This is a genomic window from Pseudomonas fluorescens (genome assembly GCF_902497875.1).
In the GTDB taxonomy this organism is placed as follows: Bacteria; Pseudomonadota; Gammaproteobacteria; order Pseudomonadales; family Pseudomonadaceae; genus Aquipseudomonas; species Aquipseudomonas fluorescens_BR.
The window spans coordinates 39,080-58,671 of record NZ_CABVHY010000037.1 but is presented as its reverse complement, the minus strand read 5'-3'; the positions used below and the strand labels follow the sequence as shown (position 1 = coordinate 58,671).

Here is a 19,592-nt window from a genome sequence, read left to right as displayed (position 1 = left end):
GAGGTCAGGCGTCGAAATAACTATCAGGCTTGAGTCAGTTTCGCCGCGGCGCGCTCGAAACGCTCCAGGCCCTGCTCGATATCGGCGTCTTCAACCACCAGGCTTGGCGCGAAACGAATCACGTCCGGGCCGGCCTGCAGGATCATCAGGCCTTCGCTTTCAGCGGCGTTGAAAATGTCTTTGGCCTTGCCTTTCCAGGCATCGCTGAGGACGCAGCCGAGCAACAGGCCCAGACCGCGAACTTGAGTGAACAGGCCGTATTTGGCGCCGATCTGCTCCAGGCGGGTCTTGAACTTGTCGTGCCTGGCTTTAACGCCATTCAACACTTCTGGAGTGTTGACCACGTCCATCACCGCGCCAGCCACGGCGCAAGCCAATGGGTTGCCGCCGTAAGTGGTGCCGTGAGTACCGACTACCAGGTGCTTGGCCAACGCTTCAGTGGTCAGCATCGCCGCGATCGGGAAACCGCCGCCCAGGCTCTTGGCGCTGGTGAGGATGTCCGGGGTCACGCCGTAATGCATGTAGGCAAACAGCTCGCCACTGCGGCCCATGCCGGTTTGTACTTCATCGAACACCAGCAGCGCGTTGTGCTCATTGCACAGCTCGCGGGCGCCTTGCAGGTAAGCCAGCTCCGCCGGCATCACCCCGCCCTCGCCCTGGACCGGTTCCAGCACCACGGCGCAGGTTTTGTCGGAGATGGCAGCTTTCAGCGCGGCCAGATCGTTGAACGGTACGTGAGTGATGCCAACGATCTTCGGGCCGAAGCCGTCGGAGTACTTCGACTGACCGCCGACGTTCACGGTAAACAGCGTACGACCGTGGAAGCTGTTCAGCGCGGCGATGATTTCGTACTTTTCAGGACCGAAACGATCGTGAGCCACACGACGGGCCAGCTTGAAGGCGGCCTCGTTGGCTTCAGCGCCGGAGTTGCAGAGGAATACCCGCTCGGCAAAGGTGGCGTCGATCAGCTTATGGGCCAGGCGCAAGGCCGGCTCATTGGTGAATACGTTGGAGACGTGCCACAGCTTGTTCGCTTGTTCGGTCAAGGCACCGACCAGCGCCGGGTGCGCATGGCCCAATACGTTAACTGCGATCCCGCCGCCGAAATCGATCAGCTCACGACCCGACTGATCCCAGACTCGGGAGCCGGCGCCGCGCACAGGAATGAAAGCAGCAGGCGCATAGTTGGGAACCATTACCTGGTCGAAATCGGCGCGTTGCACCGGAGCTAGCTCAACGGACATCGGAGTCTCCTGAAGAGGAACGCTTGCCTGAAACTGGCAAGCGATGGGGGGATTGTAAGGACAGTTTTCAGCTTGGCCTTGCCGCCAAGCGACAACTTCTTATAGCGTCAAACCGGCTTTTACCGGGGTTTACGGCAATGCGACAAATAGCGTCGCAAAGGCGCAGTTTAAACTGCCGACGGGGATTTGCGGCTGGGTTGGGGGAATTTGATTTGCACAGGTTTAGAGGTGTGGTGTCTGTGATGGCCATCGCGAGCAAGCTCGCTCCTACACTGAATCGCGTATGGGCATCAATCTGATGCTCACCGCAGATCTCATGTAGGAGCGAGCTTGCTCACGATGGCGATAGCAAAGGCAAAACAAATCTTGAAACTTAGCCGCGCTCTGAAGGCGCCGACGACAATTCGAACGGGCTGCTGTTGCGACGCTGGTTGCGGTCTTCACGCGGGGTGGCGCCGAAGAAGTTGCGATAGGCGCTGGAGAAGTGCGGCCCCGAGGAGAAGCCGCAGGACAAACCGATCTGGATGATCGACTTGCTGGTCTGCATCAACATCTGCCGGGCCTTGTTCAGGCGCAGTTCCAGGTAATACTGGCTCGGCACACGATTGAGGTACTGCTTGAAGATCCGCTCCAGCTGGCGGCGAGACACGCAGACATGCTGGGCAATTTCATCGGTGGTCAGCGGTTCTTCGATGTTCGCTTCCATCAGCAACACCGCCTGCGTGAGCTTCGGATGGCTCGAACCCAGGCGATTCTGCAAGGGAATGCGTTGGCGCTCGCCACCTTCGCGAATCCGCTCCACCACCAATTCTTCGGACACCGCGCCCGCCAGCTCGGCGCCGTGGTCACGGGCCAACACTGCCAGCAGCAGGTCCAGCACCGACATGCCACCGCAAGCGGTCAGGCGATCACGGTCCCAGTCGAACAGATGACTGGTGGCGATGACCTTCGGGTAGCGCTCGGCGAAATCATCCTGCCAGCGCCAGTGCACCGCGGCGCGGTAGCCATCGAGCAGGCCCAGTTGCGCCAGAGGATAAACACCAGCAGACAAACCACCGATCACACACCCCGCGCGCACCTGCTGCTTGAGCGCGCTGCTCAAGGCTGGAGCCAGGGTTGTCGGCGGCTCGTCCGCCAGCAGAAACAGCTTCTGAAAACCTTCGAGCTTTCCGGCCCAGGGCTCACCCGGCAATTGCCAGGCGCCTTCGATGGGTGGTTCGGCCTGCAGAAACGAGAGTTCGTAAACAACATCCGGATGCACGCGCTGAGCAACACGCAAGGCCTCCTCAGCCAGCGCCAGCGTCAAGGCTTTAGTGCTGGGCCAAATCAGGAAACCAATTCGATGGGCAGTCATGGCGAGCAATCCGAAAACAAAACAGTGTTAGAAGCCGGAAGCGGCAGCAACCAAACTAGACCATCTGGCGCGCGGTGCGCAGCATGACCTAATTTGGTGCGTAACGGGAGCGATTACTTGAGGCTGCCCGAGAGGAATTGTTGCAGACGTTCGGATTGCGGATTGACCAGCACCTCACGCGGGTTGCCGCACTCTTCCACGACACCCTTGTGCAGAAACACCAGCTGGTTTGACACTTCACGGGCGAAGCCCATCTCGTGAGTGACCACGACCATGGTCCGGCCTTCCTGAGCCAGGGCTTGCATGACCTTGAGCACATCGCCCACCAGTTCCGGGTCGAGTGCCGAAGTCGGTTCGTCGAACAGCATCACTTCCGGCTCCATCGCCAGCGCCCGGGCAATCGCTACACGCTGCTGCTCGCCGCCGGACATATGGCCCGGATAGGCGTCCTTGCGATGGGACACACCAACCTTGGCCAGGTACAGCTCGGCCTTTTCGCGGGCTTCGGCCTTGGACATGCCAAGCACGTGCACCGGCGCTTCCATGATGTTTTCCATCGCGGTCATGTGCGACCACAGATTGAAATGCTGGAACACCATCGACAGCCGCGAACGCATGCGTTGCAGCTGTTTCGGGTCGGCGGCCTTCAGCGCGCCCTCCTTGTTCGGCACCAGCTTCAACTCTTCGTTGTTGAGCAGAATCTTGCCTGCGTGGGGCTGCTCGAGCAGGTTGATGCAACGCAGGAAGGTGCTTTTGCCGGAGCCACTGGAGCCGATGATGCTGATCACATCGCCAGCCGCCGCTTTCAGGGACACACCCTTGAGCACTTCGTGACTGCCATAGCGTTTATGCAGGTCTTGGACTTCAAGTTTGTACATGCGGTCGGTTCTCACAAAAACAGTCAGTCAGTCGTTGAGCAAGCGCCCGTGACGCAGCGCTTCGCGCCCCGCCACCTTGGCCAGCCAGAAACCGGGTTGGGCATAACGTAGCCGTTCAATGGCAAACAGCACCCCGGACGTACCAGCACACACCGTGCTGACCCGATCGGATAAAGGATCGATCACTTCAAAAATTTCGTCGCCGGCTTCAACCCACTCACCGGGCTGACGCAAAAAGCTCACCACGCCCGGGTGCGGCGCGAACAGCAACTCGGTGCCTTCGAACGGCATGCCTTCGCAAGCGTCCTGGGCAGGCTTCGGCCATTCGCCGCTGATCAAACCCTGCTCGGCGAGGAACGCCAGAATGCCTTCGGCGTGAGCCACGGCTTGCGGACGACCGGTATCGGCCTGACCGCCTAATTCAATGGTCGTAGCCAGACAGGCCAACGGGATTTTCGCGTCCGGGAACAGTCGCGACAATCGCAGCCACGGCAGCGAGCAGGCCTCGTCAAAGGAACTGCCGCCGGATTCTTCCGCCAGCAGCCCGACCCGCACATTCAGATGCGCCGCCAGCGAACGCCACTGCGGCCAGTGCTGCGGCAAGGCGTACATGTGCAGCGCCGCCTCGGTGTCGCAATGCAGATCGAGCACCACATCCGCGGTACAGGCATGGCTCAGCAGCACTCGCTGCATGCCTTGCAACTGGCTTTCGGCCGGCGGCAACGCGGCCAGCGCATCGCTCATGGCCAGGCGGATCAGCTCGATATTGGCGTGTGGATCATCGCCCAGACTGCCTGCCAACTGCGCCGCTACCGGCTCGCTCAGTTCAACGAAATCGCGGTTGAAATTCTTGCCACTGGCGAACTCGAAACGCCCTTGATGGCTGCCCTGCAGCAGTTGACTGAGGCCCATCGGGTTGGCCACCGGCACCAGCTCGATCACGCCATTCAAGGCGCCTTGGGCTTCCAGCTCGGTCAGGCGCTTTTTCAGCTCCCAGGCCGTGCGCATCCCCGGCAGTTCGTCGGCGTGCAGGCTGGCCTGGATATAGGCCTTGCGCTCGCCGCTGCCAAAGCGGAACACCGATACATGGCGCTCGCTGCCCAACTGGTTCCACGGCAATGGATGATCGATACGTTCCATGGTCAGGCCTTGCGTGGGGCCATATAGCCCAGCCAGCGGTGCTCGGCCATTTTAAACAGGCGCACCAGGATGAACGTCAGGCACAGGTAGAACACGCCTGCGGTGATATAGGCTTCGAACGGCAAATAGAACTGCGCGTTCACCGTGCGCGCGGCGCCGGTGATGTCGATCAGGGTCACGATGGAGGCCAGACTGGTGGTCTGCAGCATCATGATCACTTCGTTACTGTACTGCGGCAACGCCCGGCGCAGGGCCGACGGCAGCAGGATCCGGCGATACAGCTTGTAGCGCGACATACCCATGGCCTTGGCCGCTTCGATCTCGCCATTGGGCGTAGCGCGCAGGCTACCGGCGATGATTTCCGCGGTGTAGGCACTGGTGTTGATGGCAAACGCCAGGCAAGCGCAGAACGTCGCGCTCGACAACCAGGGCCAAAGGAAGCTTTCGCGTACAGCTTCGAATTGCGCCAGACCGTAGTAGATCAGAAACAACTGCACCAGCATCGGCGTGCCGCGGATCACGTAGGTGAAAAGCCAGGCGCTCATGTTGACGATCGGCTGCTTGGACACGCGCATCAGCCCCAGCGGCAAGGCCGCCAGCAGGCCGAAAAACAGCGACAGCGCGAGCAGTTTCAAGGTGGTCAGCAAGCCGCCGAAGTACAGCGGCAGGGCCTCCCAAATGACGTTGTAGTCGAAGATCATAGATCAGCCGCCCTTACGCCTACCGAGTAGCGCTTCTCAAGGTGACGCAATGCCAGCAACGAGACACTGGTAATGACCAGGTACATCGCCGCCACTGCGAGGAAGAAGGTGAAAGGCTCGCGAGTGGCATCTGCCGCCTGCTTGGCCTTGAACATCATGTCTTGCAGACCGACCACCGAAATCAGCGCGGTGGCCTTGGTCAATACCAGCCAGTTATTGGTGAAGCCCGGAATCGCCAGGCGAATCATCTGTGGCACCAATACCCGGAAAAACACCTGAAAACTGCTCATGCCATAAGCCATGCCGGCTTCTGCCTGACCCTTCGGGATCGCCATGAAGGCCCCACGGAAGGTTTCCGACAGGTAGGCACCGAAGATGAAACCCAGGGTGCCGATACCGGCCGCCAACGGATTCAAGTCGATGTAATCGTCAAAACCGAGCATCGGTGCAACGCGGTTGAGCAGGTCCTGACCACCGTAGAAAATCAGCAGGATCAGCACCAGATCGGGGATCCCGCGGATCACCGTGGAATACAGATCGCCCAGCCAGGCCAGCCAGCGTACCGGCGACAGGCGCAATGCGACCCCGATCAGACCCAGAACAATGGCCAAGGCCATGGACGACAAGGCGAGCTGAAGCGTCAGCCATGCGCCATCGAGGATGACAGCCCCGTAGCCTTTCAACATGATTCAGGTCCTCGAAAGTTGGGATGAAAAAATGGCGCAAACCTCAGAGATCCTGTTGCTTGCGCCATTTCGGACTTACCGCTGCGAGCTATTACTTGCCGTAAATGTCGAAAGCGAAGTACTTGTCCTGGATTTGCTTGTACTTGCCGTTTTCACGAATGGCCGTGATCGCGGTGTTGATCTTGTCTTTCAGCGCGTCGCCTTTGCGTACCGCGATACCCACGCCGTCGCCGAAGTATTTGACGTCGGTGAAGGCCGGGCCAACGAAAGCGAAACCTTTGCCGGCATCGGTTTTCAGGAAACCGTCATCCAACAGGGTAGCGTCTGCCACGGTGCCGTCGAGGCGACCGGCCGCTACGTCCAGGTAAATTTCGTTCTGCGAACCGTAAGGCTTGATTTCAGCACCCAGCGGAGTCAGGACTTCGCGAGCGAAACGCTCGTGGATCGAACCGCGCTGCACGCCGATGTTCTTGCCCTTGAGTTCGGTCAAGCCGTCGCTGACCTGAGTACCGGACTTCATCACCAGACGAGCCGGGGTGTTGTAGTACTTGTTGGTGAAGTCCACGGACTTCTTACGGTCTTCAGTGATCGACATGGACGACAGGATCGCGTCGATCTTGCGCACTTTGAGTGCCGGGATCAGACCGTCGAACTCTTGCTCGACCCACACGCACTTGACCTTCATCTCTTCGCACAAGGCATTGCCGATGTCGTAGTCGAAACCGACGATGTTGCCGTCCGGCGCTTTCGATGCGAACGGAGGGTAAGCCGCTTCGATACCGATTTTCAGAGGTTTTTCATCGGCGAAAGTCGGCAGGGACAGCACGGACAGTGCCAGGGCGCCAAGCAGCACGAGTTTCTTCATCTTGGGACTCCATCGGTAAAGGGCTAAAACGGCAGAGTGAGCGATAGCCCAATATGCGAATGAGTGGAACCTGATAGCGGTGCTTCGGCGTAGGAACCTTGAGTTGAATTCAACGCAAGCAACGACGAGCAAGTGATCGGCATTCTAACGACAGGCCCGAAGCCGATATTTCTTCAATGCGACAACAATTTACAGATGCACTGAAAAAGCCGAGCGAGCTCATTGACAGCCCTGCAAGTTTATGCAGAAGCAAAAGACGAATAACCGATCTGTATTGCAAATAGCGGGCCTATTATTCGCAAACCCTTCTATTGCGGCAAGTGTAGCGTTCTATCTTATTTTTCATCAGGGATGAGGTGACCCTGAAATGGGGCTTTGCGTTTCGCATTGCCCCGAATCGGGCTGCACGGTTACACATTCGGTTACTTGAGTAACAACAGGAAGGTTCCTACCGGGGAAGCCGATAATTATTGGTTCGGGGCCTACTCCGCCGCTGTCTGAGCAACCTCTATCGCGAGCAAGCTCGCTCCCACAGTGGATCTATGCAAGGCCGCTATGGTGCGATCAGCATAGAACTCATGTGGGAGCGAGCTTGCTCACGATAGCAATAGACCAGCCACCCCAAACCTCCAGCCGATTCAAAAACCCAACCCACAAAAAAGCCCCACCCGGCTCAACACCGGATGGGGCTCGATGACGCGGAACTCGCTTTACGCGACGTTCATTACCCTGTGAGTTTCGATCAAATGCTGCACTACACCCGGATCCGCCAGGGTGGAGATATCGCCCAGGCCGTCATATTCGCCGGTGGCAATCTTGCGCAGAATCCGGCGCATGATCTTCCCGGAACGGGTTTTCGGCAGGCCCGGCGCCCACTGGATGACATCCGGCGAGGCAATCGGACCGATCTCTTTGCGCACCCAGTTCTTCAACTCCAGGCGCAGCGCTTCGCTCGGCTCTTCGCCACCGTTGAGGGTGACGTAGACATAAATGCCCTGCCCCTTGATGTCGTGCGGTACACCAACCACGGCCGCTTCGGCGACTTTCGGGTGAGCGACCATCGCGCTTTCGATCTCGGCGGTACCCATGCGGTGACCGGACACGTTCAACACGTCATCCACACGCCCGGTGATCCAGTAGTAACCATCCTCGTCACGACGCGCGCCGTCACCGGTGAAGTACATGCCACGGAACGTCTTGAAGTAGGTGTCGACGAACCGGTCATGGTCGCCAAACAAAGTGCGCGCCTGGCCTGGCCACGAATCGAGAATCACCAGGTTGCCCTCGGCAACGCCTTCGATGATGTTGCCCAGGTTATCCACCAACGCCGGCACTACGCCGAAGAATGGGCGTGCCGCCGAGCCTGGCTTGAGCGCGTGAGCACCCGGCAGCGGGCTCATCAGGGTGGCGCCGGTCTCGGTCTGCCACCAGGTATCGACGATCGGGCAACGCGACTGGCCGACGTTCTTGTAGTACCAGTCCCAGGCTTGCGGATTGATCGGCTCGCCGACCGAACCCAGCAGACGCAAGCTGCTGCCATCAGCACCTTCAACCGCGGCCTTGCCCGAAGCCATCATCGCGCGGATTGCAGTCGGCGCGGTGTAGAGGATATTGACCTTGTGCTTGTCGACGATCTTCGCCACCCGGGTGATATCCGGGTAGTTCGGCACGCCTTCGAACAGCAAGGTGGTCGCGCCATTGGCCAGCGGGCCATAGACAATATAAGTGTGGCCAGTGACCCAGCCGACATCGGCGGTGCACCAGTAGACTTCGCCTGGACGGTAGTCGAACACCCGCTCATGGGTCATCGCCGCGTACAACAGATAGCCGCCGGTGGTGTGCTGCACGCCCTTCGGCTTGCCGGTCGAACCGGAGGTATAAAGGATGAACAGCGCTTCTTCAGCGCCCATTTCTTTCGGCGCGCAGACAGTGCCCGCCACTTTCATCAAGTCTTCGTACCAGATATCGCGATGCTGGTTCCACTTGATGTCGCCACCGGTGCGCTTGCACACGATGACTTTCTGAATGCTGTGGGTATCCGGGTTGGTCAGCGCATCATCGACGTTCGACTTGAGCGGGATTTTTTTCCCGGCACGCAGGCCTTCGTCAGCGGTGATCACCACTTTGGATTTGCAGTCGATGATCCGACCGGCCAGGGCTTCCGGCGAGAAACCACCGAACACCACCGAGTGAATCGCGCCGATCCGGGTGCACGCCAGCATGGCGACCACGGCTTCGGGAATCATCGGCATATAGATAGTCACCACGTCGCCGCGGTGCACATCCTGGCCCCGCAAGGCGTTGGCGAACTTGCAGACTTCTTCGTGCAGCTCGCGGTAGGTGATGTTGCGGCTCTCGGCAGGGTCATCGCCCTCCCAGATAATCGCGATCTGGTCGCCGCGCTCGGCGAGGTGACGGTCCAGACAGTTGTAGGAAACGTTCAGGGTGCCGTCGGCGAACCACTTGATGTCGACATGGTGATCATCGAAGGAAGTCTGCTTCACCGTGGTGAAAGGCTTGATCCAGTCGAGGCGTTTGGCCTGCTCACGCCAGAAACCGTCGGGATTGACCACCGACTGCTGGTACATGGCCTTATAGGTTGCTTCATCAGTCAACGTGTTGGCCGCAACCTCGGGACGAACGGGATACAGAGAAGCCGCACTCATCTTTTTTACCTCGGTGACATAGTTGTTTTTGTATGCCCCAGTTTTAGCCGGGGCGGGCCTATAGAACCATTCGACGATGGTAGTAACAAGCCCCTACAAAATGTCCTATTTACCCCGCAAGCCCCGTAGGAGCTGCCTCGGGCAGCGATCTTTTGGCGCCCACAAGAGGCCAAAAATCAAAAGATCGCTGCCTTCGGCAGCTCCTACAGGTGGTTTTTCCGGCGATTGTTACAGAATCAGTCAATAGTCTTTATCAAAAGCACGTCTATATGAATGCCTTTCAGCCGCCTAAAATCAGCCTCGCCAGCAACGGCAACGTGATTAACCAAGTTACAGCCCCCACGAAGGCAGGTTACTCCAGATACTTTTTTCAAGTTCCACACGCAACCCCAAAAAGGTTGCGTGACCCCTCACGACCCAAGAAAGGTAAAACTGAAATGAAAGCTTTAGTAGTGCTGGCCCTCAGCAGTCTTTGCGCCACCGCGATGGCTGAAGAGGCACCGACAGACGTCGCCAGCCAGCAAACACCGGTGATGGAGTACACCTACTCGACTCACCTGGACGTCGCCAAAGTTATATCGATGAGCGAAATTCCGAATGTCTGCGAAGTTGTACCGGCCCGCATGGAATATGAAGACTCCAAAGGCCAACGGCATATCCTGCAATACAGCCTGATGGGTAATGGATGCTCTAACGGCTAAACGCCCGGATTAGACCCAGACACTCGTTACCACTGCCGGCCACAAGAAATCACTCTTGGGGCAAAGATGCCTGACGCACCCCTACCTCGGGACTGTTGCACAGCATCGCCTAATGAAGTGCGACCACGGCACTCGCACTCAACTGATTCTTCACCGATCGCTTGATCGCGCTGCTCAGCTTTCCTGGCTGCAGGCGCAAAGAACGCCCGGCACTATACATCGATTTATACGATTGTTTTTAGCATATTTATGCGCTTTTTAATCGAATTAGTCAGAGTAGTATGAGCTTCACACCCACTGAACAAAACAAACAACCCGGAGCCACCACCATGAAAACCAAACTGATCATCGCCCTGACCCTCTCCGTACTGGCTGCCAACACCTTCGCTGCCGACGGCTACGACCGCACCATCGCCGCCGATGGCTTCGACCGCACCGGTTCTGCCACTGTCGCTGCTGATGGTTTCGATCGCACCGGTTCCGCTACCCTGGCTGCTGATGGCTTCGACCACACCGGTTCCGCTACCCTCGCTGCTGATGGCTTCGACCGCACCGGTTCCGCCACTCTGGCTGCTGACGGCTTCGACCACACCGGTTCCGCTACCCTCGCTGCTGATGGCTTCGACCGCACCGGTTCCGCTACCCTGGCTGCTGATGGTTTCGATCGCACCGGTTCCGCCACCTTGGCCGCCGATGGCTCCGACCGCACCGGCACCAACCGCCTCAGCTAATAGCTGACCGCGACGTCACAGCCCGGCCTCGGCCGGGCTTAGTTGTTTCTGGAGGAACAAAAACCCCACAATCCATGCACATCCTGTGGGAGCGAGCCTGCTCGCGAAGACCGCGCAGCGGTCCCCCTAAAAGCCACCCAAATTTCCCGCCCTTGCGCAACACCCAAGCCGACAAAAATTTCTCTCCAGCCCCAATCCCCCGCAAACCCTTGCCCCGCCTCAACAAAGCCCAGGCCACCCTCCTCACTGAGCCAATCCGCCGCACCGGATCTTAAAAACTGGCTGAAATACCCTGATGAAAACCCTTATACTGGCGCAGTCAAAAGGGCTTGAAATATCCCCAAGTCGGGCTATAAACCCACGCTGACTCAGCCTCCAAAGGCCATAGGGAAAGGCCCAGCGCCCGCCTCCCATCAGCGACTCCGGGGTCAACCCCAACCAAATTTATGTTTTTTGCGTGCGTTAACCGCCACTGCAAACAATCCTTTAGATCCAAAGCGGCCACTAGCCGTGTGACAAACCCACCATAAGTGTTAATCACACGGGCTTCTGGCCCTCACGCAGGAGACGACACGTCATGCTGAGCTGGGACGAATTCGACAAAGAGGACGGCGAAGTTGCCGCCAAAGGCGCCAACGCCGGCCACGCTTCTGAAGCCAACATGGACCGCCTCGACAGCGCCGGCGGTGCCGCCGCGCTCGAAGCCCGCGCCGTGACCGCCAATGACTCCGCCGCGATCATCCGCGCCAAGGCAGCCCTGGACGACCTCGACATCGCCGAAGGCCTGGCCGAGCTCGAAGGTGCCTCCGCCCGTGTTGCCGTCGACGAAAAGCGCATGATCAACTGCCGCGCCGACCTCAACCAACTCGTCCCGTTCAAATACGACTGGGCCTGGCAGAAGTACCTCGACGGCTGCGCAAACCACTGGATGCCGCAAGAAGTCAACATGACCGCCGACATCGCCCTCTGGAAAGACCCGGAAGGCCTGACCGACGACGAGCGCCGCATCGTCATGCGCAACCTCGGCTTCTTCTCCACCGCCGACTCCCTGGTTGCCAACAACCTGGTCCTGGCCGTGTACCGCCTGATCACCAACCCGGAATGCCGCCAGTACATCCTGCGCCAGGCCTTCGAAGAGGCGATCCACACCCACGCCTACCAGTACTGCATCGAATCGCTGGCCATGGATGAAGGCGAAATCTTCAACATGTACCACGAGATCCCATCGGTCGCGAAAAAAGCCACCTGGGGCCTGAAATACACCCGTTCGATCTCCGATCCGAAGTTCGAAACCGGCACCGTCGACACCGACAAAGAACTGCTGCGCAACCTGATCGCCTACTACTGCGTTCTGGAAGGCATCTTCTTCTATTGCGGCTTCACCCAGATCCTCTCCATGGGCCGCCGCAACAAAATGACCGGCGTCGCCGAGCAGTTCCAGTACATCCTGCGCGACGAATCCATGCACCTGAACTTCGGCATCGACGTGATCAACCAGATCAAAATCGAAAACCCACATTTGTGGGATGCTGAAATGAAGGAAGAAGCTTCGCAGATGATCCTGCAGGGCACTCAGCTGGAAATCGAATACGCACGCGACACCATGCCGCGCGGCGTACTGGGCATGAACGCCGCAATGATGGAGGACTACCTCAAATTCATCGCCAACCGTCGTTTGAGCCAGATCGGTTTGAAAGAAGAGTACCCAGGGACGACTAACCCGTTCCCATGGATGAGCGAGATCATGGACTTGAAGAAAGAGAAGAACTTCTTTGAGACTCGGGTTATTGAATACCAAACCGGCGGCGCGCTTAGCTGGGATTAATTCCTTGCGCTGACCACGGTCTGCCGGTCATGTCTTGAACCGGCACATCGGAAAAACAAAAAGCCCTGACTTGTTCAGGGCTTTTTATTGGGAAGGAAAACCTTTTACTCCCCCTACGCTTCTCCGCCAAAACTCCTACAACACTTACAGCTCCTTCTGCATTGATGCCCATTCAAAGCACCTCTAAGCTCCATCACAGGTGCCTAAGAAACACCCAACGTAGAAGCATGCCCAATCACACAAACACGCAATCCACGACTTGGTGGTTTGTCGTTCGAGTGTGTTAAAGCTACGCTCGTTGGGATTTTTTTAGCCCACTCTACGTTGGGGTCTGGCCCTGTCACTCAATACGTAGAGGTCACTGATTATGCCTACTCAACTCGCGCTCAAAACCTTTTCCACGCTACCTAACGGCGCGCCGGAGCCCCTCGTCTCTACCCTATTCACTCGCCATGAGATTCATCTCCACGCTCTGCTCTTAGAAAACCAAGTCTGGTTTTGTGCTCGTGATTTGGGGCGATTGATGGGCAAGTATTTAGATGAGCGCATGTCTCGAAAACTCGACGCGGATCAACGACGAATATTGTTGGTACACGCCCACGGAATGGCTGAGGAACGACTGATGCTCACCGAATCGGGGGTGTATGCATTGTTGGTTTATCACTATTGCCCGGAATACCGATCACTACGCGAATGGCTGACTCATCAGGTTGTGCCGGCATTGCGTGATGCGAGACTTGTACGAGCAGGGGAGCATCCGACCTTGAGCGTGTTGGAGTGGCCGCAGATGCAACTGGGTTTGTTGCATTGGCGAGATGAACCGTGGATTCGGCTGCGGGATATGCCTTGCATCCTGCTGACCCAACAGCAAACGTCTTGGTGGCGAAAGGCTTCGCGGTTATTTCTATTTTAGAAAGCTGTCACACATGGGTGCAGCCTTCTGCACCCACTTGATTTGGCCTACCGCGTATCAAGCCGATTGAGACCTCGATTTCTGTTGCCGAGAGTGAAGCGGGAACCCTTCAGGAGTCCCCAACAATACGCCTTGCTCCAAATCAAACGGCAGTACCCAAAGCTTGAGTTGCGGTGCGAACTCGAATACCTGCAATGGGGTATCAAATACAGCTCGCCTTGGATAAATCAGCACCAACTCGCCCTCGCCCGCTAGGTATTTATGGCCATAAGCGAACAACTGATAAAAATCGGACTGCTTCAATCCGTAGCTTTTATCCGTCCCGAATGAACTCAACCGCTTCCATTTTGTATCTAGCACCCAGCTTTTTTGTTGATGGTGGATCATAAGATCCGGCCGCAACTGAAAGAAGTTTTCGCCCTTGTGCTGACACAAATATTCACTGCGAGTTTGAGTGAGAAGTCGAGCATCGTGCGACAAATCCCTATTTAGGCTCGCGGCTACATAGCGTTCAAATAGCTTTTCCATCGGGAACAACAGGCTCATGCCATGCCAATCCCCAGCGACCGCCAAAGGCATCTGTTGCTTGATGATCAGCTCGCACCATGGCTTCACCGGCACGTAGTGCGCCATCAGTCGCTCGTTGCTCCATTGTTGAAAGTCCTGCTGCACGTCGCGGCTTATAGTGACCTCTAACAACACACTTCTTAACTCATGAGCCAGTCGCCAATTACCGGCATCTTTTGTTGTTTTGCAGACCTGATCTAACGCGAATTTGAGTAAGCGATTTTCTGGCCGGTCGGGCAAATAGATATCGTGTCGAATCTGGAAATGGTGCTGGCGCCCAGGGGGTTGGCGCATTTGCTTGACCACATCCAACTGACCACGCAAGAAACGCTGTTCCTCCTCCACGCGATGATAGTCAAAACGTAGACCTCGTTTGATCAAGTGATCCAGCGCCAACAAGAATCGGCCCATGACCCATTCGCTCAACGGCGCATCAAAATTCTGCACATCCGCCGCACCGACTTCACGGGTGGGTAAATTTAGAGACGCTTGGATCATGCGTCTCAACAAAGCTCTGCTCTGCTTGACGCAGTCTTCGCGCTCAAAATGTTTGGGGAGAATTTCAAGACGAGTGCCACAGGGTGTTTCCAACACTCCGACGTAGTTGTCGAGCTTAAGTAAACAACGGTTTTCGAGCTGAATCAGCGCGGCCCCAGCGTTGCTGAAAGAAGCATTTAATTTGCACAACCAGTCAAAAGCGGAAACCGATACTTGAGCAAGGTCCAGCGTTGGCACAGTGACGCTGCCCGTCGTCAGCCTCGCGTATTCGCGAACCGTGATGACGGGTTTCACGCCGTCACACCGTTCAATGCGCTGATAACTGCCACACCGAGATGACGAGTATTAAACTCACGACCACTTGCATGGTGGGTTATCAGGCCATGCGCTGCAGCAAGGTCTCGCAAAATCGGTTTAGACGGGCGGACAATCTTCCCCGCCTGTAAAACTTCGATAGAGCCGCTTTCAAGCTGACGAACCTGGATGTCACCTTTTTCAGCTTCGATAGCATCCTGCAGCTTTGGAGGCACTGCTTGGTGATCTATGACACCCCAAAAAGACTCAATCCGCGCAAAGGCGTCTTCGTTGATAAGCCATTGGTTATTTTGGTTACTGAGCACCACTTGATCGCCAAACAACGACCCAGGGTTGAATGTCGGCTGTTCGATAAAGCAGTTTTCAGGAACCTTGCGATGATCGTTGAGCACCCATTGAATCCGCTGCCAATCTTCGAAAAAATACTCTTGCAGCAACGGGAGCACCTGCTCGCGAAAGATTTGTCCCAATCGTTCCAGCGTAGGATCACTCACTAGCGGCATGAAATACGCGTGCCCTAAGCAATGATCTCGATCTAGCAGCATCTCGATTCGCTGATTCATCACTCCCAGTAGTTGGCCAACGTTGAGTTCGCCCACGGTAACGTCTTTTAGCAGCTCAGGCTTAGGCGGCATTTCGCGAAATGTGAAACGACGACGCAATGCGATATCTAGACCGGCCAATGAACGGTCAGCAGTGTTCATGGTGCCAATGAGATAGACATTGTTCGGTACGCTGAAATGCTCCTTCGAATACGGCAGCATCACTTTCAAAGCCTCATCGGCTCCTGCACGCTTGGATGGCTCGATTAACGTGATCAGTTCACCGAAGATCCGAGAAATATTGCCGCGATTTATTTCGTCGATGATTAGTACGCGTGCATTATTTGGCTGAGGGTTTGGCTTCACCGACGTTCGGTTGGTCGAAGCCCCCAGTAGGCGCTCAACCAAAGCGGGCAAAATATTTAGGTATCCGTTGACGAGAAATGGATCAAGCTTGGTTTCCGGTACTTTGTCGAATACGAGCCGGTTGCGAATATCTGCAACGGATAAGCGGCCTGCTCGCACATAGTCTGCAAGCGTACTGAGAATACTCATGCCTATAGGCAACTGGTTGCCTTTAGGTTTGCTCAACTCAACTATGTCAGCAGAAGAATGGGTCACGACGTACCCGGTTCCGAAACTTTCACCCAGTTTAAAAAGCTCTCCCGAGCCAACTTCTATCTCAAGAGCCTGCGATTCAGCGCCCAGTAACTGAGCCAGCTTGCCGCGGTCCAGTGATCCAGAACTCAATTCGTAAAGCGTACGCTGGGTGAATTTGCCATTCATGAGTCGATCATGCGGCAAGGACGGTTCATAAATTCGTAGCCATTTTACTGAGCGGCATTGGCCGTACTCGAAGTCTCTATCTTCCCCGTTTAGGCAATGGTACTCCCCAGTCACCTCACCGACAGCCCGAAACTTGGTATTGCCCTCAGTCACGATCAGCAAATCACCAATTTTCATTTTCAGCAGAAAACTGTGAACGGCGGTAATTCCATAAGCATTTTGAGGTAGAGTTTCATCCGCCTCAGCGAAGCGTTGGGCTATGTCTTCTCTGCTCTTACATCCACTAAAATCGATACATCCACCGTAACCAAGCAAGGCGTAGTTATTGTCTTTGCACTCATCAAAAATGTACGAATCGCTGCCATGAATATTGCCCAACGACATCTTCCAAACTCGACGTCGTTCTACGTCCATAGGCGCAGGTGCTTGTTGGGTTACCTTGGCGATTGCAGTGGTGCACAAGTTTTTGAACACGCCATCGACAACGTCATAGCGCAATTGCCCGTCGTCTCCGCTTTCCGCGCGCAGGCCTTCGACGAAGTCTTCGTAGCTGAAGCTTTGATGAAATGTAACGAACTCGATATGTCCGTCTGCAGCTAATTCATCAAAGCGCTTCTTCAACGCTCCCCGATTATCTTTGTTGGCTTGAAGAAACTCAGGAGCAAGGATCTCCAGCGCAGCCTCAATGGTGGCGTACGTCTTCCCCGTACCCGGAGGGCCAAACAAGATTTGGTTAAGTGCAGGCGAAGTCATCGAATTGCTATCCTTGGCTACGTGAGCAAAAAAGGGCATCGCGGGTTAGCGTCTCAATCATAATCGGTAGGAAATTATACGAGCCGAACCCGATAATGGAAAAAGCGTACAGCCGCAGAAGATTATTCCTACAACGGTAACTACATTGCCATCGAGGGTAAAGCAACACAGAGATGCGGATTTTTGCTGATAGACCGCGCCGTCTGCATCGCGAGCAAGCCCGCTCCCACAGGTTTGGTGGTGTGTTTAAAAGGTTGGTGCACTCCGACGCTCCGCCCGCTATTAATAGGCCATCCCCTCTCACGGACCTGAGTGCTCATGAAATTCGACAAAGCCTACTGCCTCAGCTTCGACGACAAGCTGTCGATCTATGACGTGCGGGATTTGAATTTCGACGAGACGATGACGTTCGACTCGGCCAAGGAGAGTTTCCTGTGCCCTGACGATGCCTGCCGGGCGGGGTTTGATGCGCAAAATGTGCTGGGTACGTTCAATGCGAAGAACGTCAATTACATCCGCACGCCGCATTTCAAGAATCTGCCCAGTACCCGGCACGTTGAAGGCTGCCCTTATGGCACTTCCAAAGCCTTGGCGGCCGGAGAAGATGCCGAGGGTGGTAGTGATCGGGAGGAGCATTTCCCGTCGGAGTTGCTGCTGACTCGTCGCCACTATGTGCGAAAGCCGCCCAGCCCGGTGGTAGACAGCGGATCGCCGCGGGATGAGTTGAAGGCGGTATCGGCGAACACTGACACGGAACACGTGCCCCGTGAAACGGCGCCGGACAAAACCAGTGTCTTCGCCCATCCGGTTGAGTGCTTTGTGTCGAACTTCGAGGACAAGGATCTGCTCAAGCGCATGCCACTGAAGATCGGCGAGCACACCGCGCCTTACGGGTCGTTCTTCAAGAAGATCGAGTACCTGCAGGACAACAAGGGGCTGATTTACTGGGGCAAGATCAAGGAGATCAAGGATTACACCCAGAGCTTTCGCATCGATTTCGAACAAAAGGTCTGGTTCAAGCAACCGGACGAGACGAAGAAGAAGCCTTATTCAGTCAACGTTTACCTGAGCAAGAAGCTGATCGACACCTACCGCAAGCGCAAAGCGTTTCTGGAGGAGATCAAGCATGCCATCGACAGTGAGGCGCAGTTGTATTGCTTCTTTTACGGCGTGACGCCGGAGTTGAAGCAGGTGCCGAGCAAGAAAGACCCCGAGCAGACGTTCGGGGTGTTCAGTGCCAATATTGAGAACCTGGATCATTTCATCATTCGTGAGGCGCCAGGGTTGGCGAGTAAATAGGCATTGGCTCACCCTGCTGGACGTCGTTCTCAATAAAACCCTGTTTATAAGGTGGTCTTTGTACGCTTATGGGGCATGATGGGCCGTAGTGCTTTCCCTGATGTCCTACGCCTATGAGTGCCTTATCTTGTGTCAGTGATTCCCCTATTGGTCTGTGACGACTCCAACATGGCCCGTAAGCAGGTGTTACGGGCACTGCCGGCGGACTGGCCGGTTTCGGTCACCGAGGCGGGTAATGGTCGCGAGGCGATGGAGGCCATACGCCGGGGTTTGGGGCAGGTGGTGCTGCTCGACCTGACCATGCCGGAGATGGATGGTTATCAGGTATTGAGCGCCTTGCGCGCCGAAGGATTGAAGGCGCAAGTCATCGTGATTTCCGGTGACATTCAGGAAGAAGCGGTGCGCCGCGTGCGTGAGCTAGGCGCGCTGGCGTTCCTGAAAAAGCCTTTCGACGAACACGAGCTGCGCCAGACACTCAGTCGGCTGGGGCTACTGACGGAACTTGGCCAGGCGTCGCTGGGGAGTCGCCCGGCAGCGAACACGGTCATCAGTTTTCACGATGCGTTCCGCGAAACGGTCAACGTTGCGATGGGCGGGGCGGCCGCCCTGATAGCCCAGGTGTTGGGAGTCTTTGTGCAGTTGCCGGTACCGAACGTGAACATCCTCGAAGTCGGTGAGTTGCACATGGCGCTGACCGATGCCAGCAGCAGCAAGCAACTCACGGCCATCTGCCAGGGTTTTATCGGCAGTGGCATCGCCGGCGAAGCCCTGCTGATGTTTCACGACTCGGAAATCGCCGACATAGCGCAATTGATGCAGCGCCAGAGTACCGATTATTCGGACCTGGAAATGCTGCTGGACCTTTCCAGCGTGCTGATCGGTGCATGCCTGTGCAGCATTGCCGAACAGATCGATGTGGTGTTTTCTCAAGGCCACCCGCAGATCCTCGGCCAGCACGCGGCCATCGATGAGCTGATCCGGGTCAACCACAAGCGCTGGAAAAAGACCCTGGCGGTGGAAATCAGTTACAGCCTGGAAGGGCATGATATTCGTTTCGACCTATTGCTGCTGTTCACGGAAGACTCCATCGAACGGTTGTCCCACAAACTCGCCTACTTGATGAACTGA

At 56.4% G+C, this 19,592-nt stretch carries 16 protein-coding genes; 6 read left to right on the top strand and 10 right to left on the bottom strand.

The genetic code is table 11. The features are described from left to right. Nucleotides 1–23 precede the first annotated feature (23 nt). From F8N85_RS28760 to acs, 8 genes are all read right to left on the bottom strand, one after another. Nucleotides 24–1,244, bottom strand: a complete 1,221-nt coding sequence (locus tag F8N85_RS28760) for an aspartate aminotransferase family protein (RefSeq protein WP_150806854.1) — start codon at nt 1,242–1,244, stop codon at nt 24–26. A 373-nt stretch (nt 1,245–1,617) separates the two neighbouring features. Beyond that, a complete protein-coding gene (locus F8N85_RS28755; protein WP_150806853.1) occupies nt 1,618–2,598 on the bottom strand; it encodes a GlxA family transcriptional regulator in 981 nt (326 codons plus the stop codon). 113 nt (nt 2,599–2,711) lie between these two features. Next, nucleotides 2,712–3,476 (bottom strand): ABC transporter ATP-binding protein, encoded by a 765-nt coding sequence (locus F8N85_RS28750; protein WP_150806852.1) that lies wholly within the window; start codon nt 3,474–3,476, stop codon nt 2,712–2,714. 27 nt (nt 3,477–3,503) lie between these two features. Next, nucleotides 3,504–4,616, bottom strand: coding sequence for a M14 family metallopeptidase (locus F8N85_RS28745; protein WP_150806851.1), 1,113 nt, complete (start codon nt 4,614–4,616; stop codon nt 3,504–3,506). A 2-nt stretch (nt 4,617–4,618) separates the two neighbouring features. Continuing rightward, nucleotides 4,619–5,317, bottom strand: a complete 699-nt coding sequence (locus F8N85_RS28740; protein WP_150806850.1) for an ABC transporter permease — start codon at nt 5,315–5,317, stop codon at nt 4,619–4,621. Then, nucleotides 5,314–6,003 carry an ABC transporter permease gene (locus F8N85_RS28735; protein ID WP_075945348.1) on the bottom strand — a complete coding sequence of 230 codons (690 nt, stop codon included), beginning with the start codon at nt 6,001–6,003 and terminating at the stop codon, nt 5,314–5,316. Before F8N85_RS28735 ends, F8N85_RS28740 begins: the two co-directional genes overlap by 4 nt. 91 nt (nt 6,004–6,094) lie before the next feature. Beyond that, nucleotides 6,095–6,868: an ABC transporter substrate-binding protein gene (locus F8N85_RS28730; protein WP_150806849.1), complete on the bottom strand. Its 774-nt coding sequence runs from the start codon at nt 6,866–6,868 to the stop codon at nt 6,095–6,097. Nucleotides 6,869–7,578: 710 nt separating this feature from the next. Beyond that, a complete protein-coding gene (gene acs / locus F8N85_RS28725) occupies nt 7,579–9,534 on the bottom strand; it encodes an acetate--CoA ligase (RefSeq protein WP_150806848.1) in 1,956 nt (651 codons plus the stop codon). Nucleotides 9,535–9,971: 437 nt separating this feature from the next. On the opposite strand from acs, the gene F8N85_RS28720 reads away from it, so the two are divergent. From F8N85_RS28720 to F8N85_RS28705, 4 genes are all read left to right on the top strand, one after another. Further along, nucleotides 9,972–10,235, top strand: a complete 264-nt coding sequence (locus tag F8N85_RS28720) for a DUF2790 domain-containing protein (protein WP_150806847.1) — start codon at nt 9,972–9,974, stop codon at nt 10,233–10,235. Between the two features lie 329 nt (nt 10,236–10,564). Further along, complete coding sequence (locus tag F8N85_RS28715) at nt 10,565–10,966, top strand: heme utilization protein (RefSeq protein WP_150806846.1); 402 nt, start codon at nt 10,565–10,567, stop codon at nt 10,964–10,966. A gap of 577 nt (nt 10,967–11,543) precedes the next feature. Beyond that, complete coding sequence (locus tag F8N85_RS28710; protein ID WP_150806845.1) at nt 11,544–12,791, top strand: ribonucleotide-diphosphate reductase subunit beta; 1,248 nt, start codon at nt 11,544–11,546, stop codon at nt 12,789–12,791. Between the two features lie 367 nt (nt 12,792–13,158). After that, nucleotides 13,159–13,704 (top strand): Bro-N domain-containing protein, encoded by a 546-nt coding sequence (locus F8N85_RS28705; RefSeq protein ID WP_150806844.1) that lies wholly within the window; start codon nt 13,159–13,161, stop codon nt 13,702–13,704. Nucleotides 13,705–13,761: 57 nt separating this feature from the next. Here the strand turns inward: F8N85_RS28705 and F8N85_RS28700 are convergent, their stop codons facing one another. Both F8N85_RS28700 and F8N85_RS28695 read right to left on the bottom strand, forming a co-directional pair. Further along, entirely contained in the window at nt 13,762–15,063 is a 1,302-nt protein-coding gene (locus F8N85_RS28700) for an McrC family protein (RefSeq protein ID WP_150806843.1), read from the bottom strand. Continuing rightward, a complete protein-coding gene (locus tag F8N85_RS28695; RefSeq protein WP_224795769.1) occupies nt 15,060–17,165 on the bottom strand; it encodes an AAA family ATPase in 2,106 nt (701 codons plus the stop codon). Before F8N85_RS28695 ends, F8N85_RS28700 begins: the two co-directional genes overlap by 4 nt. Before the next feature lie 318 nt (nt 17,166–17,483). Here F8N85_RS28695 and F8N85_RS28690 point away from each other — a divergent pair, with 318 nt between their 5' ends. Beyond that, on the top strand, nt 17,484–18,464 hold the full coding sequence (locus tag F8N85_RS28690; RefSeq protein ID WP_150806841.1) for a hypothetical protein: 981 nt from the start codon (nt 17,484–17,486) through the stop codon (nt 18,462–18,464). Nucleotides 18,465–18,593: 129 nt separating this feature from the next. Next, on the top strand, nt 18,594–19,592 hold the full coding sequence (locus F8N85_RS28685) for a response regulator (RefSeq protein ID WP_150806840.1): 999 nt from the start codon (nt 18,594–18,596) through the stop codon (nt 19,590–19,592).

Bases quoted from the DNA above. Each gene is read 5' to 3' on its own strand.
- F8N85_RS28760 (WP_150806854.1), bottom strand. From the start codon at position 1,244: ATGTCCGTTGAGCTAGCTCCGGTGCAACGCGCCGATTTCGACCAGGTA.
- F8N85_RS28755 (WP_150806853.1), bottom strand. From the start codon at position 2,598: ATGACTGCCCATCGAATTGGTTTCCTGATTTGGCCCAGCACTAAAGCC.
- F8N85_RS28750 (WP_150806852.1), bottom strand. From the start codon at position 3,476: ATGTACAAACTTGAAGTCCAAGACCTGCATAAACGCTATGGCAGTCAC.
- F8N85_RS28745 (WP_150806851.1), bottom strand. From the start codon at position 4,616: ATGGAACGTATCGATCATCCATTGCCGTGGAACCAGTTGGGCAGCGAG.
- F8N85_RS28740 (WP_150806850.1), bottom strand. From the start codon at position 5,317: ATGATCTTCGACTACAACGTCATTTGGGAGGCCCTGCCGCTGTACTTC.
- F8N85_RS28735 (WP_075945348.1), bottom strand. From the start codon at position 6,003: ATGTTGAAAGGCTACGGGGCTGTCATCCTCGATGGCGCATGGCTGACG.
- F8N85_RS28730 (WP_150806849.1), bottom strand. From the start codon at position 6,868: ATGAAGAAACTCGTGCTGCTTGGCGCCCTGGCACTGTCCGTGCTGTCC.
- acs (WP_150806848.1), bottom strand. From the start codon at position 9,534: ATGAGTGCGGCTTCTCTGTATCCCGTTCGTCCCGAGGTTGCGGCCAAC.
- F8N85_RS28720 (WP_150806847.1), top strand. From the start codon at position 9,972: ATGAAAGCTTTAGTAGTGCTGGCCCTCAGCAGTCTTTGCGCCACCGCG.
- F8N85_RS28715 (WP_150806846.1), top strand. From the start codon at position 10,565: ATGAAAACCAAACTGATCATCGCCCTGACCCTCTCCGTACTGGCTGCC.
- F8N85_RS28710 (WP_150806845.1), top strand. From the start codon at position 11,544: ATGCTGAGCTGGGACGAATTCGACAAAGAGGACGGCGAAGTTGCCGCC.
- F8N85_RS28705 (WP_150806844.1), top strand. From the start codon at position 13,159: ATGCCTACTCAACTCGCGCTCAAAACCTTTTCCACGCTACCTAACGGC.
- F8N85_RS28695 (WP_224795769.1), bottom strand. From the start codon at position 17,165: ATGACTTCGCCTGCACTTAACCAAATCTTGTTTGGCCCTCCGGGTACG.
- F8N85_RS28690 (WP_150806841.1), top strand. From the start codon at position 17,484: ATGAAATTCGACAAAGCCTACTGCCTCAGCTTCGACGACAAGCTGTCG.